The organism is Sphingopyxis sp. SE2 (genome assembly GCF_032227185.1).
GTDB lineage: Bacteria > Pseudomonadota > Alphaproteobacteria > Sphingomonadales > Sphingomonadaceae > Sphingopyxis.
Window position 1 is genome coordinate 1,259,665 of record NZ_JAPMXW010000001.1, and the last position, 21,534, is coordinate 1,281,198.

21 protein-coding genes and 1 pseudogene are annotated in these 21,534 nt (G+C 65.3%); 7 read left to right on the forward strand and 15 right to left on the reverse strand.

The window, feature by feature from the left end; translation table 11 throughout:
* Positions 1-19: 19 nt before the first annotated feature.
* The 5 genes from OVY29_RS05935 to dusB all read right to left on the reverse strand — a co-directional run bounded on the left by OVY29_RS05935 (position 20) and on the right by dusB (position 7,273).
* Positions 20-1,399, reverse strand: coding sequence for a sigma-54-dependent transcriptional regulator (locus tag OVY29_RS05935; protein WP_037558081.1), 1,380 nt, complete (start codon positions 1,397-1,399; stop codon positions 20-22).
* Complete coding sequence (locus tag OVY29_RS05940; protein ID WP_235211626.1) at positions 1,389-3,650, reverse strand: ATP-binding protein; 2,262 nt, start codon at positions 3,648-3,650, stop codon at positions 1,389-1,391. Before OVY29_RS05940 ends, OVY29_RS05935 begins: the two co-directional genes overlap by 11 nt.
* A gap of 121 nt (positions 3,651-3,771) precedes the next feature.
* A complete protein-coding gene (locus OVY29_RS05945) occupies positions 3,772-5,190 on the reverse strand; it encodes a sigma-54-dependent transcriptional regulator (protein WP_037558086.1) in 1,419 nt (472 codons plus the stop codon).
* On the reverse strand, positions 5,187-6,278 hold the full coding sequence (locus OVY29_RS05950; protein WP_037558088.1) for a two-component system sensor histidine kinase NtrB: 1,092 nt from the start codon (positions 6,276-6,278) through the stop codon (positions 5,187-5,189). The genes OVY29_RS05945 and OVY29_RS05950 overlap by 4 nt, the downstream gene beginning before the upstream one ends.
* Complete coding sequence (dusB, locus tag OVY29_RS05955; protein ID WP_313911115.1) at positions 6,275-7,273, reverse strand: tRNA dihydrouridine synthase DusB; 999 nt, start codon at positions 7,271-7,273, stop codon at positions 6,275-6,277. Before dusB ends, OVY29_RS05950 begins: the two co-directional genes overlap by 4 nt.
* A gap of 97 nt (positions 7,274-7,370) precedes the next feature.
* Between dusB and OVY29_RS05960 the strand changes: the two genes are divergently transcribed.
* Both OVY29_RS05960 and OVY29_RS05965 read left to right on the forward strand, forming a co-directional pair.
* On the forward strand, positions 7,371-8,552 hold the full coding sequence (locus OVY29_RS05960; protein ID WP_313911116.1) for a bifunctional 2-C-methyl-D-erythritol 4-phosphate cytidylyltransferase/2-C-methyl-D-erythritol 2,4-cyclodiphosphate synthase: 1,182 nt from the start codon (positions 7,371-7,373) through the stop codon (positions 8,550-8,552).
* 2 nt (positions 8,553-8,554) lie between these two features.
* Positions 8,555-9,112: a CinA family protein gene (locus OVY29_RS05965; RefSeq protein ID WP_037558097.1), complete on the forward strand. Its 558-nt coding sequence runs from the start codon at positions 8,555-8,557 to the stop codon at positions 9,110-9,112.
* On the opposite strand, the gene OVY29_RS05970 is transcribed toward OVY29_RS05965, so the two are convergent.
* Positions 9,055-9,534, reverse strand: coding sequence for a type II toxin-antitoxin system RatA family toxin (locus OVY29_RS05970; protein WP_037558098.1), 480 nt, complete (start codon positions 9,532-9,534; stop codon positions 9,055-9,057). The two genes, OVY29_RS05965 and OVY29_RS05970, sit on opposite strands and share 58 nt — an antisense overlap.
* Positions 9,535-9,541: 7 nt before the next feature.
* Positions 9,542-10,489 carry a lipoyl synthase gene (lipA, locus tag OVY29_RS05975; protein ID WP_037558099.1) on the reverse strand — a complete coding sequence of 316 codons (948 nt, stop codon included), beginning with the start codon at positions 10,487-10,489 and terminating at the stop codon, positions 9,542-9,544.
* A 62-nt stretch (positions 10,490-10,551) separates the two neighbouring features.
* Here lipA and OVY29_RS05980 point away from each other — a divergent pair, with 62 nt between their 5' ends.
* The 3 genes and pseudogenes from OVY29_RS05980 to OVY29_RS05990 all read left to right on the forward strand — a co-directional run bounded on the left by OVY29_RS05980 (position 10,552) and on the right by OVY29_RS05990 (position 13,185).
* The gene (locus OVY29_RS05980; RefSeq protein WP_037558100.1) at positions 10,552-11,190 is read left to right on the forward strand and encodes a carbonic anhydrase; all 639 of its coding nucleotides are present in this window, start codon (positions 10,552-10,554) and stop codon (positions 11,188-11,190) included.
* A gap of 14 nt (positions 11,191-11,204) precedes the next feature.
* Entirely contained in the window at positions 11,205-11,786 is a 582-nt protein-coding gene (locus OVY29_RS05985) for a DUF2846 domain-containing protein (protein ID WP_152567719.1), read from the forward strand.
* A gap of 56 nt (positions 11,787-11,842) precedes the next feature.
* Positions 11,843-13,185: pseudogene (locus OVY29_RS05990) on the forward strand (chloride channel protein).
* A 346-nt stretch (positions 13,186-13,531) separates the two neighbouring features.
* Here OVY29_RS05990 and OVY29_RS05995 read toward each other — a convergent pair.
* From OVY29_RS05995 to OVY29_RS06030, 8 genes are all read right to left on the reverse strand, one after another.
* Positions 13,532-14,065, reverse strand: a complete 534-nt coding sequence (locus tag OVY29_RS05995; RefSeq protein ID WP_037558103.1) for an ATP synthase subunit B — start codon at positions 14,063-14,065, stop codon at positions 13,532-13,534.
* Positions 14,058-14,555 (reverse strand): ATPase, encoded by a 498-nt coding sequence (locus OVY29_RS06000; protein WP_037558104.1) that lies wholly within the window; start codon positions 14,553-14,555, stop codon positions 14,058-14,060. Before OVY29_RS06000 ends, OVY29_RS05995 begins: the two co-directional genes overlap by 8 nt.
* 70 nt (positions 14,556-14,625) lie before the next feature.
* Positions 14,626-14,856, reverse strand: a complete 231-nt coding sequence (locus OVY29_RS06005; RefSeq protein ID WP_037515205.1) for a F0F1 ATP synthase subunit C — start codon at positions 14,854-14,856, stop codon at positions 14,626-14,628.
* 42 nt (positions 14,857-14,898) lie between these two features.
* Positions 14,899-15,651, reverse strand: a complete 753-nt coding sequence (locus OVY29_RS06010) for a F0F1 ATP synthase subunit A (RefSeq protein ID WP_052182534.1) — start codon at positions 15,649-15,651, stop codon at positions 14,899-14,901.
* 50 nt (positions 15,652-15,701) lie between these two features.
* On the reverse strand, positions 15,702-16,031 hold the full coding sequence (locus OVY29_RS06015) for an AtpZ/AtpI family protein (protein ID WP_037558196.1): 330 nt from the start codon (positions 16,029-16,031) through the stop codon (positions 15,702-15,704).
* A 209-nt stretch (positions 16,032-16,240) separates the two neighbouring features.
* Positions 16,241-16,636, reverse strand: coding sequence for a YdbL family protein (locus OVY29_RS06020; RefSeq protein ID WP_037558198.1), 396 nt, complete (start codon positions 16,634-16,636; stop codon positions 16,241-16,243).
* A gap of 20 nt (positions 16,637-16,656) precedes the next feature.
* Positions 16,657-16,884 carry a YnbE family lipoprotein gene (locus OVY29_RS06025; RefSeq protein WP_037558108.1) on the reverse strand — a complete coding sequence of 76 codons (228 nt, stop codon included), beginning with the start codon at positions 16,882-16,884 and terminating at the stop codon, positions 16,657-16,659.
* Complete coding sequence (locus tag OVY29_RS06030) at positions 16,881-20,048, reverse strand: YdbH domain-containing protein (RefSeq protein WP_037558110.1); 3,168 nt, start codon at positions 20,046-20,048, stop codon at positions 16,881-16,883. Before OVY29_RS06030 ends, OVY29_RS06025 begins: the two co-directional genes overlap by 4 nt.
* Positions 20,049-20,218: 170 nt before the next feature.
* Between OVY29_RS06030 and radC the strand changes: the two genes are divergently transcribed.
* Both radC and rnk read left to right on the forward strand, forming a co-directional pair.
* On the forward strand, positions 20,219-20,902 hold the full coding sequence (gene radC / locus OVY29_RS06035; RefSeq protein ID WP_037558111.1) for a RadC family protein: 684 nt from the start codon (positions 20,219-20,221) through the stop codon (positions 20,900-20,902).
* 204 nt (positions 20,903-21,106) lie between these two features.
* Positions 21,107-21,523 (forward strand): nucleoside diphosphate kinase regulator, encoded by a 417-nt coding sequence (gene rnk / locus OVY29_RS06040; protein ID WP_037558112.1) that lies wholly within the window; start codon positions 21,107-21,109, stop codon positions 21,521-21,523.
* Positions 21,524-21,534 lie beyond the last annotated feature (11 nt).

Sequence of the window (21,534 nt, forward strand, 5' to 3'; positions counted from 1 at the left end):
GGGACGTCTAGCGCAAAGCCTAACCTTCGCCTTCCGAACTCTCGGTAAGGCCCAAAAGTTTCAGTTTGCGGTGCAGGGCGGACCGTTCCATCCCGATGAAGGTCGCGGTGCGCGAAATATTGCCTGAAAAGCGGTTGATCTGGATACGCAGATATTCGCGCTCGAAATTCTCGCGCGCTTCCTTAAGTGGAATCGCGGTGATCGATTCCGAATTGGGCAAGATGTCGGCCCCGCCACGTACCAGTTCGGCGGGCAGCATGTCGGCGTCGATCCGCGCCAGCCGGTCGCTCGGTGCAAGGATCATGACGCGTTCGATGACGTTTCGCAGTTCGCGGACGTTGCCCGGCCATTCATGCGCCTGCAGCGCCGCCATCGCCTCGGCGCTGATCTCGGGCGGCGGGACCCGGCGGTCGGCCGCATAGCGCCGGACATAATGGTCGCAAAGGCTCGCGATATCGTCGCGCCGCTCGCGCAGCGGCGGGATATGCACCGGCACGACGTTGAGCCGGTAATAAAGATCCTCGCGGAACCGGCTTTCGGCGATTTCGGTCATCAGGTCGCGCGCCGAACCCGAAATGATGCGGACGTCGACGCGGATCATCGTGCGTCCCCCGACGCGGGCGAAGCTCTGGTCGGTCAGCACGCGCAGGATCTTGCCCTGCGTTGTCAGCGGCATGTCCGCGACCTCGTCGAGGAACAGGGTGCCGCCGTGCGCCTGCTCGAGCAGGCCGACGCGGATCGAACCGTCCTCCGCCTCGGACCCGAACAATTCGAGCTCGACCGTTTCCGGGTCCATGCGCGCCGACGAAATGACGCGGAAGGGCGCATTTTGCCGTCCGCTCCATCCGTGCAGCACACGCGCCGCAACCTCCTTGCCAACGCCCGGCGCGCCCGTGATCAGCACGCGGCTTCCCGTCCCCGCCACGCGCTTCAGCGTCGCGCGGACATTGTTGATTGCCGCGCTGGTGCCGGTGAGTTCGTCAGACGGACCCGCCTTTTCGCGCAGCTGCTCATATTCGAATTTCAGCCGCTCATTTTCGGTCGCGCGCGCGACGAGATGAAGCAGGCGCGACGCCTCGAACGGCTTTTCGATGAAGTCGAACGCGCCGCGCCGGATCGCCGCGACCGCGGTATCGAGGCCGCCATGGCCCGAAATGACGATGATCGGCAGCGTTGGATCGAACGCCTTGATCGCTTCGACGAGACCGAGGCCGTCGAGCCGCGAGCCCTGCAACCAGACGTCGATCAGTGCGAGCGAAGGCCGCCGTTGACGGATTGCTTCGAGCGCGGAATCGCTGTCGGACGCGGTGCGCGCCTCATAACCTTCGTCTTCCATGACCCCGGCGACTAGGTCGCAAATGTCGCGTTCGTCGTCGACGATCAGAATATCAAGCGCCATGATCTTCTCTGTCCTGCCGGTTCCGGATGCGCCCCGGGACCGTTTCGTTCTGCCCCATATTCTGCTCCCCGCCCTTTCCGGCCAAGGGCCGGAGCCGGTCGGGATGGAGCGTCAGGGTCACGCACGTCCCCTGCCCCGCCGGATTGTCCGAAAATTCAAGTTCGCCATAATGTTGCTCGACGATCTTCTTGACGATTGCGAGGCCGAGGCCCGTCCCGCCCTGGCGCGTCGTCATATAAGGTTCGGCGATCGCGTCGCGCGCCTCGGGCAACCCGATACCGTCGTCGGTGACGCGAATGATCACCTCCCCGCCCGCACCGATGTCGAGCGCCGCATTGATGTGGCCCGTCGCAGCGGTATCGGAGTTTTTATGTTTTTCTTCAACCGCTTCTACCGCATTTTTGACGATATTAGTCACCGCCTGCGACAAGAGGCGGCGATCGCAGACGAGCGGTTCGGTCTCGGCCGGGGTCTTGACCGAGAAGGCGATGTCGGGCTTTGCGACCTCGAACAGAAAGACCGCCTGGCGCAATATGTCGCGCACGTCCTCGACGCCGAAGGTCGGCTTGGGCATCCGCGCGAAGCTCGAAAATTCATCGACCATGCGCCGCATGTCGTGAACCTGCCGGATCACCGTGTCTGTGAGCTTCCGGAAGGTCGCCGCATCGCCCTCGACCTTATCGCCGAAGCGGCGCTGGAGCCGCTCGGCGGCAAGCTGGATCGGCGTCAGCGGATTCTTGATCTCGTGCGCGATGCGGCGTGCGACATCCGACCAGGCGGCGCGACGCTGGTCGAGCAATTGCTGCGTGATGTCCTCGAAGCTGAGGACGAAACCGTCGCCCTGCGCCACAGCCTTGGCGGCGAGCGTCGCGGGTTCGGCGTCCTTGCGCGAGAGTTGCACGATCGCTTCGCGCTCGTCACTCGTCAGCAGGCGCGCCAGTTCGGGTGCAACATCGTCGAGAAAAAGGCCGACAAGGTCGTCGGCAGGCTGACCGATCAGCCGCTCGGCAGCGGCATTGGCGAGCAGAATGCGGCGATCGGCATCGACCGAGACCACTGCGGACGACACGCCGCTGAGCACCGCTTCGATGAAGCTGCGCCGCGCCTCGAGTTGCTCGTTCACATTGACGAGCACGCCGGTCTGCCCCTCCAGCTGCTCGGTCATCCGGTTGAAAGCACGGGTCAGTACCGCGATTTCGTCGTCGCGGACCGGCGGTGTCACGCGGACCGACAGGTCGCCATCGGCGGCGGTTCGCGTCGCGCCGATCAGCGTCCCGAGCGGCCGCACGATGCGGTCGGCGACCACGATCGCGGCGATCACCGCGAGCGCGAGCAGCAAAAGCGACCCGAGATAGAGCGCACCGTTGAACTGGAGCTGGAGCATCTGCGACCGGTCGAAGAGCTGATTATAGTCAGCGAGGACCGCACCCGCGCGCGCCGATTGCTGAAACCCTGGAACATTGGTATCGCGGGAGGCATAGACAAAGGCGCGATCGGTTCCCGGCAAACGCGCCGCGGCTTCGATGCGATCGGACCGGCGCACGACGACGACATCCTCGCCCGCGTCGAGGCGCGCGATCATCGCCTTGCTCAGCCGGCTTGTGGCAGGGCGTTCGTCCGGATCGATCGCCGTCGCCGTCCGCGCGACGCCATCGCTGCCGATCTCGATGATCGCCGATTCATTGAGGCTGCGAACGACGACCTGCTGGAAATAATAATCGTTAAATCCAGGCGCATCGATCGGAAACTGCTGCAATCGCGTGCCGAGGTCGGTCGCCATGGCAAAGGTGTTCGCGCCGACCTGTCGCTGATTTTCCTGATAATAGCCTTCGGCAAGGTTGGCGGCGTTTTCGAACATGCCGCGCGAGCGATCGGAGAACCAGAAGTCGACGCCGAACTGGAACAACAATGAAGCGAAAATCACGACGAGCAGCGTCGGCGCCGCCGCGATCAGCGAAAAAAGCGCGACGAGCCGGACATGGAGACGGCCGTTGCCACCTGCCATCGAACGCACCGCGCGCGCGCGCGCGACGCGGCTGCCGATCAGCACGATCAGCGCCATCGCCGGCACAAGGTTGACGACCATGATCGCCGCCACCAGCGCCGGGGTCAGCAACCGCTCGCTCTGCGCGTCGCCGGTAACGAAAATATAGGTCGCGATCGCGACGCTGACGATGATGCCGAGCGTGTAATATTCGGGCGTTCCAAAGCGCCAGAAGCCCGAACGCGCTTCCTCTTCGTCCGAATCCATGTCGAGGGCCAGGGAAGTCGATCGCGCCATTGTTGCCGCGTTACGACAATCCTGTTGCATAGAAAACACACAATCCGTGCGAATGTCGCCCAATCGCACCGATTTCAGGATTATTTCCCGGTCAGGGATGCGCCGGATCGATGTCGAGCTGCCCCAGCCGCTTGCGCAGCGTGTTGCGGTTGATCCCGAGTCGCCGCGCCGCCTCCAGCTGATTTCCGCGCACTTCGCGCAGAACGCGGCGGAATAATGCCGCCTCGACGATGGCCTCGAGCTGTTCGTGAATGTCGCCGTCGTTCGTCGGATCCGCCATCTGCTCGCGCGCCCAGTCGTCGACGGCGCGCGCGATCAGCGCCGCGGGCTCGACCGCCCCGCCCCCCTCGCCGTTTTCGCGGAGCAATGTTTCGACATCGCGCGCCGTCACCACCGTATCGCGCGACAGCACGGCGAGCCGCTGGACGACATTGCCCAGCTCGCGGACATTGCCGGGCCAGTCATAGCGTTCGAGCCACTGCATTGCGGCGGGAGCGAATTGGCGGTGCGGAAGCCCCGAGCTGCGCCCCGCATCGACGAAATGACCGACAAGTGCGGCGATGTCGCTGCGGCGGTCGCGCAACGGCGGCAGCGTGACCGGGATGACGTTGAGGCGGTAGAAGAGATCCTCGCGGAAGCGGCCATCGGCGACGAGCGTACGCATGTCGCGGTGCGTAGCGGCGATGACGCGGACGTCGGCGCGCAGCGCCTGACTGCCGCCCACGGTTGAATATTCGTTGCTCTGGAGCACGCGGAGCAGCCGCGTCTGCGCCTCAAGCGGCATGTCGCCGATCTCGTCGAGAAAAAGCGTGCCACCCGCGGCCTGCTCGAAGCGCCCGGCATTGCGGCTGTGCGCGCCGGTAAACGCCCCCTTTTCGTGCCCGAACAGCTCGGCTTCGATCAACTCGCGCGGGATCGCAGCCATGTTGATCGCCACGAAAGGCCCGCCCCGGCGCAGTCCGGTCGCGTGGATCGCGCGCGCAACGACTTCCTTGCCCGTGCCCGATTCGCCGAGGATGAGGACCGCGAGGTCGTTCGACGCGAGGCGGGCGATGGTGCGGTAGACCGCCTGCATCGCCGGCGCACGCCCGACCAGTCCGTGGCTGTCGGCGGGTGCGGTGGCGTCGCGCGCCGCCGGTTCGCTGCTCCGTTCGAGCGCGGCGCGGACGCTGGCGGTGAGTTCGTCGAGATCGAAGGGCTTGGGCAGATAGTCGTAGCTGCCGATGCCGGTCGCGCGCACCGCGGTGTCGAGCGTATTCTGCGCCGACAGCACGATCACCGGCGTCGCAGGGTCGATGCCCGTGTGCGCCAGCGAATCGATGCCGTCGCCGTCGGGCAGGACGACGTCGGTGATGACGAGGTCGGGGCGATGGTCGGCCAGCCAGGCGTTGCGCTCGGCAAGGCTGCCGACCGATGCGAAATGACCGCATTCGCCGACAAGCGTTTCGCGGATGATCATCGCGATCGCCGGATCGTCCTCCACGAGCAGGATCGTCTTGCCCTGCGTCATGCCGCGCGCCCTTCCCTAGCGACGGGCAGGTGGACGCGAAAGCGCGTCCATTCGCCGTCGCGGATATGCTGGACCGTGCCGCCCATGTCGCGCGCGAGCTTGGCGACGAGCGCGAGACCGAGCCCGCGTCCCTCGCGCTTCGTCGTCACGAAGGGATCGAACAGATCGCCGCGAATGTCGGCGGGAACGCCGGGACCATTGTCGCTGACGCTGACCTCGATCGGCAGCGCGATGCGTCCGCGCCCGTCGCCATTGTCGATCGACAGGCCGTGGCGATAGGCGGTCGTCAACCGCACGACGCCGTCGTCGCGCCCGCCCACGGCCTCGCACCCGTTGGTAAGGAGGTTGAGCAATATCTGTACCATGGCGTCATGGTTGCCGTGCACGAGCGGCAGCGAAGGGTCGAAATCCTCGGCAAAGCGCACGCCGGGAAACTGGCGCGCACGCGCGGTTTCCATCGCCTGATGGATCGGCTGATACAGGTTGATCGGACTGCACGCGATCGGCTGGCCACGCGAAAAATGCTCCATCTGGTCGATCAGCGTCGCGATCCGGTCGACCTCGGCGCAGATCAGCGTCGTGAAGCGTTGCCCGCCGGCGTCGGTCTTGCGCGCGAGCAGCTGCGCCGCACCCTTGATGCCCGCGAGCGGATTCTTGATCTCGTGCGCGAGCATCGACGCGGCGGCGCCCGCCGCCCGCCCCGAACGACCGATCGCGCCCCCCATCAGCTCGGCATCGCTTGGCGAGGGGACGAGCGCGAGGATACGGTGGCCGCTGTTTCCATAGGGGACCATCTGCATGTCGACGAAGACCGCCTTGCGCCCACCGACCGAGATTTCGGCGCGATGCGCGAAAAGCGCCGACGTCGCGGCGTCGCTCATCCGCTGACGATAGCTGCGATCCATCGCGATCACGTCATAGATGACGCGCCCGACCATCGCAGAGCGGCTGACGTTGCAAAGCTGTTCGGCGGCGGCGTTGACGAAGAGCACGACCCCGCCGCCGTCGATGAGCAGCGTGGGAACGGGGTGCGACTGGATCAGCTCGTCATGGTCGAAGCTCGGGATGCTCGACGTCAGAGCGCTCACGCAGCGGCCCTGGTCAAATGCGGACCGTAAAAGGCCTCGAGCGCGTCGAGCACACCCTTGCTGTCGGGGATCTGGTTGACCTTGTTGCGGAACTCGGCCGAGCCGTGCAGCCCCTTGACGTACCAGCCGAGATGCTTGCGCGCCATATTGACGCCGGTCATCTCTCCATAATGGTCGATCATCGCGCGGTAATGCGATGTAATGACGTCATATTGTTCGTCGAGGCCGGGATCGGGCCGCTCGGCCTCGCCGCGCAGCGCCGCCATGACCTGGCCGAGCAGCCAAGGGCGGCCATAGGCGCCGCGGCCGATCATGACGCCATCGGCGCCGCTCTGCGCGAGTGCCGTGCGGGCATCGTCGGCCGAGCAGATGTCGCCATTGACGATGACCGGGATCGACACGGCATCCTTGACCGATCGGACAAAGCCCCAGTCGGCCTCGCCGCGATACATCTGGTTGCGCGTGCGGCCGTGAACGGTGACGAGCTTCGCGCCCAGATCCTCGGCGATATGCGCGAGTTCGGGGGCGTTGAGGCTGTCGTGGCACCAGCCCATACGCATCTTGACCGTCACCGGCACCGAGACCGCCTCGACGCACGACTTGATCAGCGCCGCGGCGAGCTTCAGGTCGCGCATCAGCGCCGATCCGGCGTCGCCGTTGGTGACCTTGCGCACCGGGCAGCCCATGTTGATGTCGATGATCGACGCGCCGCGGTCCTCGTTGAGCTTCGCGGCCTCGCCCATCTCATAGGGTGTGCAGCCGACGAGCTGCATCGAGACCGGTTCCTCGACCGGATCCCACGCCGCTTTCTGGATCGACTGGCGCGTTTCGCGGATCGCGGCCTGGCTCGCGATCATCTCGGTGACGTTGAGCCCCGAGCCATAATAGCGCACGAGCTTGCGAAACGGCAGATCGGTGACGCCGGTCATCGGCGCGAGGATCACGGGATCCGCGATGGTGATATTGCCGATCTGGATGGGCCGGAGCGGCGCCATGGCGGGGAGCTTTCGTCGAATTGCCTAAAATTTAAGCAGCGCCCCTACACGCTAAGCAGCTTTCCCGCAAGGCGCGGCTGCGCTAACCGCGCGGGCGATGACCGAGTCCGTTTCTTCTTCTTCTGTTCTGCGCGTCGCCGCGATCCTGCTTGCCGGGGGCACAGGCACGCGCGCTGGGTTCGAACAGCCAAAACAGCTTGAATGGCTCGGCGGGAAGCCGGTGCTGTGCTGGAGCCTCGAGGCATTCGATGCGCATCCGGCGGTTTCGGGCGGCGTTCTGGTTGGCAACGGCGACGTCAAGGCTGTCGTCGCTCCGCTTCCCGAAGGATGGATTTCCGCCAACCCCGGCCCCGAAAGGCAGGATTCGGTCGCGAATGCGCTCGCCGCCCTCGCCGAATGGGAGGATGACGCGATCGTCCTGGTCCACGACGCGGCGCGACCCGGTGTCGGCCCCGAGGTGATCGACCGGCTGCTCGAAGCGCTCTCTCACGCCGACGCGGCCATTCCCACGCTTCCCGTTCCCGATACGCTGGTCGAGCAGGCCGATAGCGCGGCGGGCGATGTTATCGCGCGCGAGCGGTTGGCGCGGGTCCAGACGCCGCAGGCGTTCCGGCTTGGCGCGCTGCGCCGCGCGCACGCCGCGGCAGCTGGCGCAAGCGCGACCGACGATGCCCAGCTTGTGCGGCAGACCGGCACCGCCGTCGCGACCGTCGCCGGCGACGCGCGGCTCCACAAACTGACATATGCCGAGGATATGGCGATACTCTCGGGGCTATTGGGGACAGGCGCCATGATGCGAACCGCCGTCGGCATGGGATATGACGTCCACCGCTTGGTGGAAGGAAAACCCCTATGGATCGGCGGCATAGAAATTGCGCATAGTCATGGACTTGAAGGCCATAGCGATGCCGACGTCGGGCTTCATGCACTGACCGACGCAATCCTCGGCGCGCTCGGCGATGGCGACATCGGCGATCATTTTCCACCCACCGACCCGCAGTGGCGCGGCGCGGCATCCCATCGCTTCCTGAGCTTTGCCGGCGAGCGCATCGCTGCGAACGGCGGACGGATCGCGCATCTCGATCTGACAATCATCGCCGAAGCCCCCCAAATCGGGCCGCACCGCGTCGCGATCCGCGAACGAATTGCCGAAATCCTTGCGATTCCGGTCGGACGGGTTAGTGTGAAAGCGACAACGACAGAGCGGCTCGGCTTTACCGGCCGTCGCGAGGGGATATCGGCCCAGGCCGTCGCGACCATCCAACTTCCGGAGAATTGATCTTGCAATCTGTCGAAGAAGCGCGCCTTGCCGCGCGCGACGAACTTGCCGCCGCCGTGCTCGCCGGCAATCGGTCCGCAGGTCGCAGGGTCGCCGTTGCCGAAAGCTGCACCGGCGGCATGGTCAGCGCCGCGCTGACCGATATCGCGGGCAGCTCGGATGTGTTTTCTGCCGGGTTCGTTACCTATTCGGGACAAGCAAAACAGGCGCAGCTCGACGTCAGCAGCGAAATCCTCGAAACCTTCGGCGAAGTTTCGCTCGCCACGGCGTGGGCGATGGCCGCGGGTGTGCTCGCGAACAGTGACGCCGACGTCGCGGTCGCGATCACCGGCATTGCCGGACCGGGCGGCGGGTCGGAAAAGAAGCCCGTCGGTCTTGTCGTTTTCGCACGCGCGCTGCGCGGGCAGAATCCCGACGATTATTTCACCCAGCGCGTCCAGTTCGAATCGACCGATCGCGCCACCATCCGCCACCATGCGACGCTGTTTGCTCTCGACCTGCTTCAGCCCGACAAGGACGGGCTGCGGCCGTCGGAGGATATCGCCCTCCCCGCCCCGTAAAGCGCGTCGGCGCGCGCCTCGAACGCTGCGATCATCTTGCGCAGGGCCTTGTCGAACATCTGTCCGGCGAGTGCTTCGAACATGCGGCTGCGGAACGCGAAATCGACCATGAAATCGACGCGGCAGCCGCCGCCCTCGAGGGCATGGAAATGCCATTCGTTGCTGAGGTGCTTCATCGGCCCGTCGATATAGCTGACGATAACCTCGTGCGGCCGCTGCTTGTGGACGCGGCACGAGAAGCTTTCGCGCAGCCCCTTGAAGCCGACGATCATGTCGGCGACGGTTTCATGCTCGCTATCGTCGCGGATGCGCAGCGCGACGACCCATGGCAGAAATTCGGGATAGCGCGCGATATCGGTGACGAGCGCGAACATCTGCTCGTCGCTGTACGGTAACTCGCGCGTTTCGTGATGCCTTGGCAAAGGCCGCTCAGTCCGCCTTGACGCGCGCCAGTTGCGCCTCGCGCGCGGCGCGCATCCGCTCGAAATCGTCGCCGGCGTGGTAGCTGGAACGGGTCAGGGGCGATGAGGCGACCTGCAGGAAACCCTTGGCGCGCGCGATCTGCGCATAGGCGTCGAACGCTTGCGGCGTGACGAATTCGGCGACCTTCGCATGCTTCGGCGTCGGCTGAAGATACTGGCCCATCGTCATGAAATCGATGTCGGCGCTGCGCATGTCGTCCATCACCTGATGCACCTCCATCCGCTCTTCGCCGAGGCCGAGCATGATCCCCGATTTGGTGAAAATCGACGGATCGCGGCGCTTGACGCTTTCGAGCAGGCGCAGCGAGGCATAGTAGCGCGCACCGGGCCGGATCGTCGGATAGAGCCGCGGCACGGTTTCGAGATTATGGTTATAGACGTCGGGGCGCGCATCGACGATCGCGGCGACCGCGCTTTCGGGCTTGTTGCGGAAATCGGGAGTCAGGATTTCGATCGTCGTCTGCGGCGTTTCGCGGCGCAGCGCGTTGATGACCTTCACGAACTGGCTCGCGCCGCCATCGGGCAGGTCGTCGCGGTCGACCGAGGTGATGACGATATGCGTCAGCCCCATCTTCGCCGCGGCGATCGCCGTATGCTCGGGCTCGAGCAGGTCGACCGGGCGCGGCATGCCGGTCTTGACGTTGCAAAAGGCGCAGGCGCGGGTGCAGGTGTCGCCGAGGATCATCACCGTCGCATGCTTCTTGGTCCAGCATTCGCCGATGTTCGGGCACGCCGCTTCCTCGCACACCGTGTGCAGGTTGAGCTCGCGCATCAGCTTGCGGGTTTCGGCATAGCCTGGGCTGGTCGGCGCCTTGACGCGGATCCAGTCGGGCTTGCGCGCGCGCTGGCTGGGAGTGGTAGCGGAGGCCGGCTGGGATTGAGCGGGAGCGTTCATGGCGCCCACATAGTCGTGCACGCGCCTCTTCTCAACCTCTCTACCTATGCTAAGGCGCCTCCATGACTCACTTTGCAGACATGATCGAAGGATACCGGCGTTTCCGTAACGGCGGCTGGGCGGAACAACGCGAACGCTGGGAACAGCTTGCCGAGGGGCAATCTCCCAAGGTGATGGTGATCGCCTGTTCGGACAGCCGCTCGGAACCGTCGCAGATTTTCGACACCAATCCGGGCGAAATCTTCGTTGTGCGCAACGTCGCCGCGCTGGTGCCCCCGTTCGAAACGAATCCCGGACGCCACGGCGTTTCGGCGGCGCTCGAATTCGCGGTGCAGTTTCTGAAGGTCGAGGAAATCGTGGTGATGGGGCATGGCCTCTGCGGCGGCTGCCATGCGGCATTGCACCGGTCGATGGAAGGCGCCGAACCCGGGCGCGGCGGTTTCATCGCCGACTGGATCGGCGTGCTGGACGAAGCAAGCGCCGAAGTGCGCGCGGCGCATCCCGACATCGACAATCGCGACGCGGGGCGCGCGATGGAAATGGCAGCTGTGCGCGTGAGCATAGCGAATCTGCGGACCTTCCCCTGTATCGAGGAGAAGGAAAAGCGCGGAAGCCTGAAACTGCGCGGCGCCTTTTTCGCAATCAGCGACGGAATATTGCATGTGATGGACGACGCGACGGGAGAATTCGCTCCCGCCTGACAGGGGAGAATGCGATGAGTTTCAGAAATATGATGTGGCTGACGATCATCGCGATCGCGGCCCTTATCGGCGCCTTCCTCGGCCCTCCGATTTTCGAGGCCGTGGGCGACACGACGATGATGATCCTCGCGCCGATCCTTCTGATCCTCCTCGTCGGCGTGTGCGTCTGGGCCCTGTCGAGCAACAAACGCGGCATCAAGGCCGACGGGCCCGCGCTTGCCGACGCGCGCGCGATGCAGCCGCAGGCAGGAAAGGCGCGCATCTATGTTTGCCGCCGGGGTTTCGTAGCCGCAATGCAGGGGATGGACGTCACGCTCGACGGCAGCGAACGCGGCCAGATCAAATCAGGTCAGATGCTGATGGCGGAAGTCGAACCGGGGCGTCATCATCTGCATGTCGCCACGGCGAAGAAAAGCCTGGCACGTCCCGCCGAGTTCGAGATCGATCTGGGCCCCGGCGGGGTCGCGGTGATCCACGCGATGATCGAAATGGGGGCGCTCAAGGGCGACATCAAACTGACCCGCCTCGACGCGCAGGCGGCGCGCGACAATGTGAACGCGACCAAATTGATCCTGTGGCAAGAGGCCCCCGCCTAGCTGGCGTCTTCAGGCCGGGGGTTGCGCTCGGCATTCGGCCGGTTCACAGCAGCATCATGTCCTTCAAGCCGGTCATTCCGCGCTGGCTGCGCCTCGCGCAGTTGCGCTTCCACCGTCGCGCCCGGAATGAAGTCGGCGATATCCGCCGTCGGATCGCGATGGTCGGCGGCGCGGTCCTGCTCGGGCTCGTCGCGCTGGCTTTTGCCGCAGCGGGCGATCGGGCGCAGCACGCGATATTCCGGATGTCGGACTTCGCGTGGTGGCTGCCGGCGGTGGTGACCCCGGCTGCCTTCGCACTGATCGTATGGACGGCGAACCGCTATTTCCCCGCCTCGCGCGGATCGGGCATTCCGCAGATCATCGCGGCGGGGCGGCGTCCCGAACAGGAGGCCGGCGGCGCGCTCGTCTCGCTGCGCACCGCCTTCGCCAAGCTGGGCCTGACGCTTGCGACGCTGTCGGTCGGTGGATCGGTCGGGCGCGAAGGTCCGACGGTGTGCAGGTCAGCGCCGCGATCATGGTCGCGATGCACCGCTGGCTGAAGGTCCGCGTCACCGCCGGCGTCTTCATCGCGGGCGGTGCGGCGGGCGTCGCGGCGGCGTTCAATACGCCGCTCGCCGGCATCGCCTTTGCCATTGAGGAACTCGCCGCGGCCTATGAACAGCGCGTCGCGGTGCTGACGATGGGCGCCGTGCTGATCGCCGGTCTCGTCAGCCTGTCGGTCGCGGGCGACTATGTCTATTTCGGCGTGATGCGCGATACGCTACCCATCGCCGACGTGCTGCTGATCGCGCCGATAGCCGGGATCGGCGGCGGCTTGGCCGGCGGGTTGTTCGCGCGGATCGTTCTCGCGGCGAGCGACCGGTCGGCGGGTTGGGCCCGGCGCGCTGCTGCGCAGCCGGTGCTGTTCGCCGCGGGATGCGGGCTGGTCGTTGCGCTGGTCGGGATTGCAACCAACGGCGGCACCTGGGGCACCGGTTACGACGTCACGAAATTCCTCGTCGAAGGCAATCAGGGGAAGCTCTGGTTTTTTCCGGCCAAATTCGCCGCGGCGCTCGCTTCGACGCTCAGCGGCGCGCCGGGCGGCATTTTTGCGCCGTCGCTCGCGGTCGGCGCCGGTTTCGGCAACCTTCTGACGCCCGCCTTTCCCGACAGCCCGGCGGGCGCGGTCGTGATGTTGGGCATGGCAGCCTATTTCGTCGGGGTCGTGCGCGCTCCGCTGACTGCGGTGATCATTCTGATCGAAACCACCGCGGCGCGCGGCATCATCCTGCCGCTGTTCGCCACCGCGCTGATTGCCGACTGGACGAGCGCGCAAATCTGCCCGACCCGACTGTATCACGGGCTCGCGAGACGCATCATGCAGCCAAAGGCTTCGGCGGTCAGACGGGACGAGGAGTAGCGGCACGCCCGGCGAGTACGCCGAAAGCTAAGCCCACATATTTTCCGATGTCCGAAATGGGGTGGGGAGCGGACGTTGCGGCAATTTAGCCCCTCCCCTTCAGGGGAGGGGCAACGCAGACTTGGCAGCTTGCTGCCTAGTCGTAGTGGGGTGGGGTCTATCGGCCTTGCGCAAGGCCGATAGACCCCACCCCCAACCCCTCCCCTGAAGGGGAGGGGCTTTCTTCTCTCAATGGCCGCAACCGGTCGCGATCGGCCATTCGGCTAAACCCTGCCACATCACTCAAAGCAAAACGCCCGCGGAAAAACCGCGGGCGTTTCGTTATTCCGGCAATGCGTGGCTGGGCTCAGCCCCGAGCGACGCCCGCGATGGCCTGATCGACCAGCGCCTTGTCGGCCGCGGAGTCATGCTTGTCGGCGATCAGCTTCGCCGCCGCATCGGTCGCCGCCTTCGCGGCAGCGGTGCGGACTTCGGCGAGGGCGCCGGCTTCGGCCGCGGCGATGCGGTCTTCAGCCATCTGCTTGCGGCGCGCGATCAGCGCGGTCGCATCGGCCTTCGCCTTGGTCACGAGCGCCTCGGCCTCGGCGTCGGCGCGGGCGCGCATCTCTTCGGCTTCCTTGGCCGCGTCGGCGAGTTTCGCCTCATATTCGGCCTTCAGCGACTCGGCGTCGAGGCGCAACTGCTCGGCTTCCTTGAGCTGCTTCGAAATCTCGGCAATCTTGTTGTCGAGCATGCCCGCGATCAACGCCGGCACTTTCTTCCACAGCAGGATCGCGATGAAGATCGCCATTGCGATCGACACCCATGTGGTCGCCGTAAGGATACCGAAGGACGCGGGTTCAGCCGCCCCTTCGGCCATGATCATGAGGAAATCAGCCATGGAGCACCGCCTTCACCGCCGCCTTGGCATCCGCCGCGGCGACCTTCACACCCGACAGTTTGGCGACGAGGTCGCCCGCCGCTTCGGCCGCGACAGCCTCGATTTCCGCCATCGCCGACGTGCGCGCCGCGCCGATGTCGGATTCCGCCGCCGCCAGCTTGTCGGCGAGTTCGGCATCGACCTTGGCAAGACGCTTTTCGGCGTCCTTTGCGGCCTTGTCCTTGGCGTCGGTCACCGCCTTTTGCGCGGCGGCGCGGCTCGCGTCGCTCTGCTGGCGGTAGCTTTCTTCCAGGCTGTCGGCCGCGGCGTGCGCGGCTTTCGCCGCCGCCAGATCGTCGGCCACCTTGCGGTCGCGGGCGTCCACCGTCGCCTCGATCTTCGGCAGCATGCCGCGGCCGATGACGAAAAAGACGAAGCCAAAGGTCAGCAGCACCCAGAAAATCTGCGATGCGGCGTACCAGCTTTCAGCGAATTGGCTGATTTGAGGCATGGATATACTCGACCGACAAAAGAAAAGCAGTCGCGGGGCCTGTTTTAGCGAGCAGACCCCGCAGACGAAATCAGGCTGCCTTGAGGTACAGCAGGATCGCGATCAGGAACGACAGCAGGCCGAGAAGTTCGGCGGCCGCGAAGCCGATGAACAGGCGGCCCTGCTGGCCGTCGGCCGCCGCGGGGTTGCGCAGCGCGCTTTCGAGGAAGCTACCGAACACGTTGCCCACACCGATGGCGGCCATACCGGCACCGATAGCGGCCAGACCGGCACCGATGAGCGAAGCAGCTTGAACGTCCATTTTATACTCCTTGGGAAAAACGTAGATTATGCAGTTGAAAAATTAGTGAAGATTGATCGCGTCGTTCAGATAGAGCGACGTGAGCAGCGCGAAAACATAGGCCTGGATGCCCGCCACCAGCAGTTCGAGACCGCTGATCCCGATCATCAACGCCATGCTGGGGAGGCCGACGCCGATCCCGATCGCGGGGCCGGCGGCAATGCCGTCGATGATGAACGACGCGAACACCTTCATCAGCACGTGGCCCGCGGTCATCGCGACGAAAAGTCGCAGCGCAAGGCTGAACGGACGAACGAGGAACGACACCAGTTCGATAACGGGGATCAGCCACATCAGCCAGATCGGGGTGCCGTGCGGCACGAAAAGCGAGAAGAAATGGAAGCCGTGGCGCCAGAAACCGACGATCAGCACGATCGCGAAGCTGAGGATCGCGAGCACGCCGGTGATCGCAAAATGGCTCGTCACGGTGAAGGGATGCAGGCCGAACAGGCCGAAGGGCATCAGACCCAGCACGTTCAGCATCAAGATGAACATGAAGAGCGAGAAGACATAGGGCGTATATTTGCGGCCTTCGGGGCCGATATTCGCGTTCATCATCCCCGAAATGAAGCCGGTGAAGCCCTCGACGGCGACCTGCCAGCGGCCGGGAACGAGCTGGCGCTTCATCCCGCCGATCATGAAAACCCACAGCAAAAGGCCGGCGATCACCATCCACAGCGCGCTGGTGGTGAAGGCAACCTCATGATTGCCGACATGGAACATGTCGAACATCTTCTGCACCTCGAACTGGTGCATCGGGTCCACTTTGCCTTGATCCGCCACGCGATACCTCGCCTAAAATCCAATCAATCCGGCTTCTTGGGCCGGACGTTCGCAATCCGAAATATGTTCCTGAAGGCGACGACTATTCCGAGGAACAGCACCGCCAACAGGCCCCAGGGCGACGTGCCGGCAAAATGGTCGATCGTCCAACCGACCAACGCGCCGCCACCGATCCCGCCCAGCAGCTCGGCCAGGACGCGATTACCGAGCTTGTAATTGGCATCGGTCTCCGGTCCGGCGGTCGCTGCGGTCCTTCTTGCTTCTGCGGTTTCGGCCCGGTCCAATCGCTCTTCGAGCGAGACCAGGCGCGAATCCTCAGAGTCAAGTTCCGGATCGCTGCCATTCCCCGTCATTTGCGCCATCCTCCTGAAACGGAACCGGAAACTCCCGATTCCGCCTGCAAAAAAAGGCCCGAAAATTCGGGGGACCCCTAAGGCGCGGTCCGTTTAGGAACGCGGCCCCATTAAGTCAATGCTTCTGCTTGTGCGCACAAAAATGCCGCCGCGTTTAGGGGCGCGGCGGCATCTGAGAGCCCTCGGGCTCCGTTATTCGGTTTCGGATCTTACGGGCAGCGCGCGTCGCGTTCGGGCGGGCTCGCGTCGCGCGTTTTCCATACGCCGCCGGGGGTTTGATATTTTTCGCCCGGCTTGGTCTTCGCGATCAGGTTGCAGCCGCTGGTAAAGGCGAATTGCTCGACCGTGCTGCCGGTCGACTGCGCGCTCGCGGTATAAGCTGCCTTGCGCTTGATGTTGAGGTCCTGCACCAGCGCGCGGATCGCCGGCGTCGGCGGCGTCGCAAAGCCCAGATAGCCGTCTGGCTGCTCGCCGATCTGTCCCGCGGCGCGCGCGGCGGCATAGGCCGGGTCGCGCTGCGCCATCGCCGACGGCACGGCAAGCGCCACGGCCGCCGTCGTCGCGATCGCGGCAAGGGCCAATCCGGTCGGTTTCCACTTCGTCATACGCATCACATTCTTCCCCATCAGAATATCTCGCTATTCTGCTCGATGAGCTTTTTGGCATCGCCATCAAGCCTGTACACTACTTCCTGCCGGATGTTGATGTTCAGGTTGATCTCGATCGGCTTGTCGGGCGTTTCGATCTGCACGCAGCCCGTAAGGGCCCCCATCAGGGTCGGCGCACCTATCATCACCGCAACATGCCTGACGTCAATGGTCGGCCTCCTTGCTCCTATCTTGGTTCTCTTCATCGCACAGGCTCGCTTTCTGGTGGCTGAACGGGGGCGGCCTCACCCCCTGCGGCGGCTTCGGCTTCTTCCTGGGCCCGCATCAGGGCGGGCAAATTCTGTTCGATCAGCAGCGAGGGGTCGTAAAACCCCTTCGCCGAGGTGAGGAGCTGGCGGAACGGCGCCTTGATCTTCACATTGAAGACCAGCGGCAGTTTCGCAACCTGATTGGTCAGGAAATTGCGCGTCGCCCCCTCGCCCTGTCCTACGCCGCCAAAGCGGATGTCGGTCACCATTTCGCCGTCGAGATCCCCATTCAGGATGATCGTCAGATCGTCATATTTGAGGCTGCGCAGCGCACCAAAGGCAAAATTGGCGATCGTGCCGAGATTGCGGTTCGACAATTCGCCGACATAGGCGAGCGTGCCGCCGCCGGCGCGCGAATCGATGCGTCCGCCAACGATGCGCCCGCCGAGCCCGTCGAATTCGACGGGCAGCGTCCCGTCGAACACACCCGTTGCGTTGATATTGTCGAACCCGAAATTCTGCAGGAACACCGCGGCGTCGACGCCGACGATGTCGAACGACAGCCGCCGCGCCTTGTCGGCATTGAAATCGAGCGTCGTCGGGTGGAGCAGCAGCTTGCCGCCGCCGAAGGGCCAGCTCCCGCCCTCGATGCGGACGCGGTTGTCGCCGAGCAGCCGATATTCGATCTCACCGTCGACCACGGGAATACCCGGATTGATCTCCGTGATCTTCGCGATCTGTCCCGGCGCCGACTTGAGTCCGATCAGATCGTCGAAGCTCAGCGTCGTCGTCAGCCCGGTCACCGGACCGAAGGCCGCGGCGAGGCTGGCATCGGCGGTGGCGAAGGTGCCGCGGCTCGTGACGCCGTCGGCGGTCCACTCGATCCGTCCGTCGCCGACCACCGAGCCCTGGACGTTGGCGACAACGCCGAGCGCGAGGCTGGTCAGCTGGTCAGGCTGGAATGCCTCGTCGAACCGGAGTTCCTCGACGACGAGGTCCGCCGAGCCGCTGCTGTCGGCGAAACGGTGACGGATCAGCGTGTCGAGGATTTTCGTTCCGGTCTTCCGTTCGTTGAAGCCGGCTTTCGCTTCGATGATTCCATCGGCGAAACGCAGGTTCGCATCATCGCTGACGAGCGGGGAGAAGCGTGCGTCGGGCGCGGCGTCGGTGAGCAAAAGCCCGCCGTCGAGCGTCAACGCGCCATTAGCGAAACGCCACTGCCCTGCAATCTCGCTCATGTTGAGGGGCACTGCGCCGATCTTGCCCTCGGCGCCGCGAAGCTCGCCGGCCATGCCGTGCGGTATCGCGCGCCCGTTCAGGCTGTCGGCGGCGAAGCGCGTCGCGCCCTCCCCCTTGCCCATTCGGATATCGGCGCCCGCGAGCGACCAGCGCATCGCCGTGAGGTCGATGTTCGCCGGCCCGCTCGTCAGGCTGAGCGGCGAGCTGCCACTCGTTCCTCGCAAGGCGATGCGCGGAATGCGGATATCGCCGCGCAGCCCGCCCGGCCCGGCGCTGAGCAGCGGCGCGCCCGGACGGCTGCACAGATCGATCGCGCTGCGACCGAGCCGGAATCCGCCGACCTCGATCCGGTCGACGGCGAGGCGACTGCATCCGCCGTCGAGCGCAAGGGCTCCAGTTGGAGCGAGAAAACCGTTCAGCGGCACCGTCAGCCGCTCGACGCGCCCGCCCACGAGCGGGCCCGACAGCGCCGCGGTCGTCGCGAAGCGGAGCAGGCCGCCGACGCCGCCCGAAAAGCGCACCGGCGTCAGCGCAAGCCGCGCCCCTTCGGCGCTATAGGGTTCGAAGCTGGCAAGGCCTGTCACCCGGCCGTCCTCGTCGCGATCGATGCTGAGCGTCCCCGACGGCAGATCGCCGCCATCGATGCTCCAGCGGCCCGTCGCGATCACCGCGGGTTCGTCCGCGCCATAGAGATAGCCGATGCGGCTGTCGGCGCTGCCGGTGAAGCGGGCGCCGCTCGCGCTCGTCAGTTCGGGCGCGATCAGGTCGACCCGCGCGGTCGCCCCCTCGCCCGCGAGCGCGAACCCCGCGCTGCCGCTCGCATCGGCGAGCACGCGGCCAAGCGCCGCCATCGCCTTTTCCGCAAGTGGCCCGACCGGCGATCCCGCCAGTCCGCGCGCGCTTTCGGCGAGCGAGCGGCGCAAATCCGCGCTGCCGCTCGCGCGTGCGAAACCAATGCGGCCGTCGAACTTCGGCGCCGCGCTGCCGACGCTGCCCTCGGCCTCGAGATTCACGCTCTCGGCCGCGAAATCGGGTCCACGCAGGCGCGCCATGTCGGCGTCGATGGCGAGTTTGGTCAGCACTGCGGTCCCGTCGAAGCTGGCGAGCAGCCCCATCCGGTCGGCGGCGAGCGATCCGGCGATCAACCGCACGATGCTGGCGTCGGCCTTGCCCTTCCAGCTCTGCAAATCCTCCGTCAGCGACAGGTCGAGCGCGATTTGCGGCGACGCCGCACTGACGCTGCCGTCGGCGCAGCGAAGCGAGCGTCCGCGCAGCGGCCCCACCAGCTGCGGCCGGACATCGCGGACGAGGATTGTCCCATAGAAGCTGACATCGTCGCCGTTGCACCCCGCCGCCGCGACCCGCGGAGCAATCAGCGCGAGCTTGCCGGTAAAATCGCGGCGCAGATTGCCGCCGCCGTTCAGCGCCGCGCCGACGTCGCCCCACGGCGTCTCGACCCGCGCCCGCGCATCGCGGAGGGCCACCGACAGATCGGGCAAGGCGAAGGGATCCTTGCTTTCGGGATCGCGAAACTTGTCGAGCGAACCGAACGACAGCCGCCCGTCGATGAAGCGGCCATAAAGCCGGACACCCTCGGCGTTGATTCCCGACACATAGGGCCCCGACCAGCCATAGCCGAGCAGGACTTCGACGCGCCGCGCCGTCAGGTCGGGCCGCTTCGGGTCGCCGATAACGATGTCGGACAATATCTCGCTGCGAAAGCCGATCCGCTCGATCGTGTAACGCGCGGGAACGTCGCGGCCACTGAGTTCCCCCCGGATAAACTCGTCGGCGATCGGTTCGCGCGCGATCCAGGCCCCCGCGACGAGGACGATCACCGCGCCGGCGGTCAGCCATCGCTTCTTGAACAGCAGCTTCCGGTATTTGAACCTCGGCGCCGCTCCGTCCGTCGCGTCAGTCATGCTAGGCTGGCCGATGACGTCATGGCGGCAAAATCTCGTCCCTCACCCCAAATCCTGTTCAGGGGAGAAACGCCGGACATCATATTTCGCTGCAAGAAACTGATCCGGTTCGCCATCTTCCTTTTCCTATGACCGTTGAGTGCGCCCCACAAGGCGGTTATTCCCGCACCATGGGGGACAGGGAAACACCGGATCATCTCGGGCACCGCGCGCGGCTGCGATCGCGTTTGCTCGCCGATTCCGAAGGGCTCGCGGATTATGAACTGGTGGAATATCTGCTCGCCCTCGCGATCCCGCGCCGGGACACCAAGCCGCTCGCAAAGGCGCTGCTCCGCGAATTCGGGTCGCTTGCGCAGCTTGTGAGCGCCGATCCCGAATCGCTGCGCCGCGTCCACGGGCTCGGCGACACCGGGATCGCGGCACTCAAGATCGTCCAGGCGGCCGCTCTGCGCCTTTTGAAAGGCGAGTTTCGCGACAAACCGCTCTTGTCGAGCTGGGACGCCCTTCTCGACTGGCTGCGCGCCGACATGGGACCGATCGACGTCGAGCGCGTCCGCGTCCTCTATCTCAATTCGCGCAACATGCTGATCCGCGACGAGCTTGCGAGCGAGGGATCGATCGACCAGTCGGCCATCTATGTCCGCGAGGTGATCAAGCGCGCATTGGAACTCGGCGCCTCAGCGATCATCCTCGTCCACAATCATCCAAGCGGCAGCCCCGAACCGAGCCGGCAGGACATCGCCATCACCCGCGAGATCGCGAGCGCGGCCGCAAAGCTCGGGATCGCGCTGCACGATCACATCGTCATCGGCGGTTCGGAGTATCGCAGCTTTCGCGCGATGGGACTTCTTTAGCCCATTTGACTTATTCCGCCCCCGGCGACATCATCGCGTGATGCAGATTCGACGCGGCCTTCTCCGCTTCCGTTTCCACGGAGGACAGCTTCTCGCGGGCATTTAGCCCCGGGTTCCGGCGCGATCGCCCCGAGCCCGGGGCACCTTCCGTCCCATATTGCCGCGCGTGGCGAAAGGCCGCGCGCCAGCCGGAAAGTCCGCGCCATGACCAAGAAGAAAAGCGGGGCCGCGATGCCCCTTATCCGCATGATCGACAGCGAAGCCGACGCACTGACCGAACTCACGCTGCAAAATCAGCGCGATTCGATCTCTTTCCATGAATTGCTGCTCGACGAGATCGACCGCGCCGCGATCTGCGACCGCGCCGACATCCCGCCCGACGTCGTCACGATGGGGTCGAGCGTCACCTTCCTCGACGAAAAAAGCGGCGCCCAGCGGACGGTGCGCCTCGTCTATCCCGCCGACGCCGATATCGCCGCCGGACGAATGTCGATTCTGACGCCGGTCGGCGCGGGATTGATCGGACTCAGCGTCGGCCAGTCGATCAACTGGCCCGACCGCGGCGGCATCGAGCACCGGCTGACGATCGTCGCGGTCGAGCAGCCAGTACGCGCCGCATGAACGGCGATGCG

Excerpts from the sequence above, each read along its gene's own strand:
- OVY29_RS05935 (WP_037558081.1), bottom strand. The coding sequence starts at position 1,399 with ATGGCGCTTGATATTCTGATCGTCGACGACGAACGCGACATTTGCGAC.
- OVY29_RS05940 (WP_235211626.1), bottom strand. The coding sequence starts at position 3,650 with ATGGATTCGGACGAAGAGGAAGCGCGTTCGGGCTTCTGGCGCTTTGGA.
- OVY29_RS05945 (WP_037558086.1), bottom strand. The coding sequence starts at position 5,190 with ATGACGCAGGGCAAGACGATCCTGCTCGTGGAGGACGATCCGGCGATC.
- dusB (WP_313911115.1), bottom strand. The coding sequence starts at position 7,273 with ATGGCGCCGCTCCGGCCCATCCAGATCGGCAATATCACCATCGCGGAT.
- OVY29_RS05960 (WP_313911116.1), top strand. The coding sequence starts at position 7,371 with ATGACCGAGTCCGTTTCTTCTTCTTCTGTTCTGCGCGTCGCCGCGATC.
- lipA (WP_037558099.1), bottom strand. The coding sequence starts at position 10,489 with ATGAACGCTCCCGCTCAATCCCAGCCGGCCTCCGCTACCACTCCCAGC.
- OVY29_RS05980 (WP_037558100.1), top strand. The coding sequence starts at position 10,552 with ATGACTCACTTTGCAGACATGATCGAAGGATACCGGCGTTTCCGTAAC.
- OVY29_RS05985 (WP_152567719.1), top strand. The coding sequence starts at position 11,205 with ATGAGTTTCAGAAATATGATGTGGCTGACGATCATCGCGATCGCGGCC.
- OVY29_RS05995 (WP_037558103.1), bottom strand. The coding sequence starts at position 14,065 with ATGGCTGATTTCCTCATGATCATGGCCGAAGGGGCGGCTGAACCCGCG.
- OVY29_RS06000 (WP_037558104.1), bottom strand. The coding sequence starts at position 14,555 with ATGCCTCAAATCAGCCAATTCGCTGAAAGCTGGTACGCCGCATCGCAG.
- OVY29_RS06005 (WP_037515205.1), bottom strand. The coding sequence starts at position 14,856 with ATGGACGTTCAAGCTGCTTCGCTCATCGGTGCCGGTCTGGCCGCTATC.
- OVY29_RS06010 (WP_052182534.1), bottom strand. The coding sequence starts at position 15,651 with ATGCACCAGTTCGAGGTGCAGAAGATGTTCGACATGTTCCATGTCGGC.
- OVY29_RS06015 (WP_037558196.1), bottom strand. The coding sequence starts at position 16,031 with ATGACGGGGAATGGCAGCGATCCGGAACTTGACTCTGAGGATTCGCGC.
- OVY29_RS06020 (WP_037558198.1), bottom strand. The coding sequence starts at position 16,636 with ATGACGAAGTGGAAACCGACCGGATTGGCCCTTGCCGCGATCGCGACG.
- OVY29_RS06025 (WP_037558108.1), bottom strand. The coding sequence starts at position 16,884 with ATGAAGAGAACCAAGATAGGAGCAAGGAGGCCGACCATTGACGTCAGG.
- OVY29_RS06030 (WP_037558110.1), bottom strand. The coding sequence starts at position 20,048 with ATGACTGACGCGACGGACGGAGCGGCGCCGAGGTTCAAATACCGGAAG.
- radC (WP_037558111.1), top strand. The coding sequence starts at position 20,219 with ATGGGGGACAGGGAAACACCGGATCATCTCGGGCACCGCGCGCGGCTG.
- rnk (WP_037558112.1), top strand. The coding sequence starts at position 21,107 with ATGACCAAGAAGAAAAGCGGGGCCGCGATGCCCCTTATCCGCATGATC.